Annotated in this window: 3 protein-coding genes; all 3 read right to left on the bottom strand. The window is 37.2% G+C overall.

The features are described from left to right. The coding region (gene rplD / locus ACR2F3_RS04850) for a 50S ribosomal protein L4 (protein WP_432708851.1) at window positions 1-543 on the bottom strand (543 nt) is incomplete at its 3' end. A 4-nt stretch (window positions 544-547) separates the two neighbouring features. Further along, on the bottom strand, window positions 548-1,165 hold the full coding sequence (gene rplC, locus ACR2F3_RS04845; RefSeq protein ID WP_432708850.1) for a 50S ribosomal protein L3: 618 nt from the start codon (window positions 1,163-1,165) through the stop codon (window positions 548-550). 184 nt (window positions 1,166-1,349) lie between these two features. Continuing rightward, on the bottom strand, window positions 1,350-1,556 hold a 207-nt coding region (locus ACR2F3_RS04840), incomplete at its 5' end, for a DUF1634 domain-containing protein (protein ID WP_432708849.1).

Genomic DNA, 1,556 nt, shown 5'->3' with positions numbered 1-1,556 from the left:
CTGATCAGCTGTAATTACTTTTGCTTTCTTCAAGTTTCTGCTTGATAAATAGATATTGTTATTTTGTGAAGGTAAAACCAACAATGTCTTTTCATTAGTCAATTCTAAAGCCTTAACTAAATTCAAATAGTTTGTCGTTTTGATTGAATCAAAGGTGAAATCTTCTAAAACCACAACATTGTTATCTTGTGCTTTATAAGTTAAAGCCGATTTACGGGCTAAAGATTTTAACTTTTTGTTCAATTTAAAACTATAATCACGTGGCTGAGGACCAAACACACGACCACCACCGTTAAATAATGGCGATTTAATACTACCAGCACGAGCGCCACCAGTACCTTTTTGTTTGTATAACTTGCGGGTTGAACCTGCAATCTCATTACGTTGTTTTGACTTATGCGTTCCTTGACGTTGGTTAGCTAAATACTGCTTAACATCTAAATAAATCGCATGATCGACAGGTTTCACACCGAATACCGACTCAGGAAGCTGCACTGTTGCACCTGTCTCTTTTCCTGAAATGTTTAATACTTTAACTTCCATCTGCTTACTTATCTAAGATTACGTAAGAACCTTTAGCTCCCGGTACGGAACCACTAACTACCAAAAGGTTTTGATCAGCATAAACTTTCAAAATTTGTAAATTCTGAACCTTTACTCTGTCTCCACCCATTCTACCCGCCATGCGCATACCTTTAAATACACGAGCTGGATAAGAAGCAGCACCTAATGAACCTGGTGCACGACCTCTGTTGTGTTGACCGTGGGTTTGACCACCAACACCACCAAATCCGTGACGTTTAACAACACCTTGAAAACCTTTACCTTTTGAAGTACCAACTACGTCAACAAAATCGCCTTCATTGAAAATACTTACCGTAATCGTATCACCTAAGTTCAACGAATCTTCAAACGGTTCAAATTCAACTAATTTACGTTTTGGGGTCGTGTTTGCTTTCGCAAAGTGGCCTTTTAGAGGCTTGGTTGTGTTCTTTTCTTTGGCTTCACTGAAACCTAACTGAACTGAAACGTAACCGTCTTTCTCTTCGGTCTTTACCTGTGTTACAACACAAGGCCCAGCTTCGATCACTGTACATGGTATGTTCTTACCATCAGCGTCGAATATGCTGGTCATTCCTACTTTTTTTCCAATAATACCTGACATTTTCTATTTTTAATTTAACACCCATCGAAGCAGTAGGGCTTCGTTCAAGGTGGATATACATTCCCGTTAAGGGAGGGCAAAAATAAGAAAGAAATCTTAATTTTCAAACAGTTAGCGATTTATTTTTCAAAATAACTGTAATATTTTTGAGGAAGGCAGGAAACTGAGGAAAGCGAAAATATTTTTAACCAACCAATTTATTGCTTAAACTGAACAGGATTACACACAGCACAAATAAACCAATTAGCACATAAAGATAATCCTTCTCAATTAAAAAGCTGAAGACAGAAAAAACAACCCTCATAATGGGGGTGAAAATTAATAAAAGTGTACCAAATTGTATAATTGCAGCACTGTCCATTGACTTTAACCCTGTAAAAATGACGTCAAT

Source organism: Pedobacter sp., assembly GCF_045627485.1.
GTDB lineage: Bacteria > Bacteroidota > Bacteroidia > Sphingobacteriales > Sphingobacteriaceae > Pedobacter.
The sequence above is the reverse complement of the archived record's forward strand: the minus strand, read 5'-3'. Positions and strand labels throughout refer to the sequence as shown.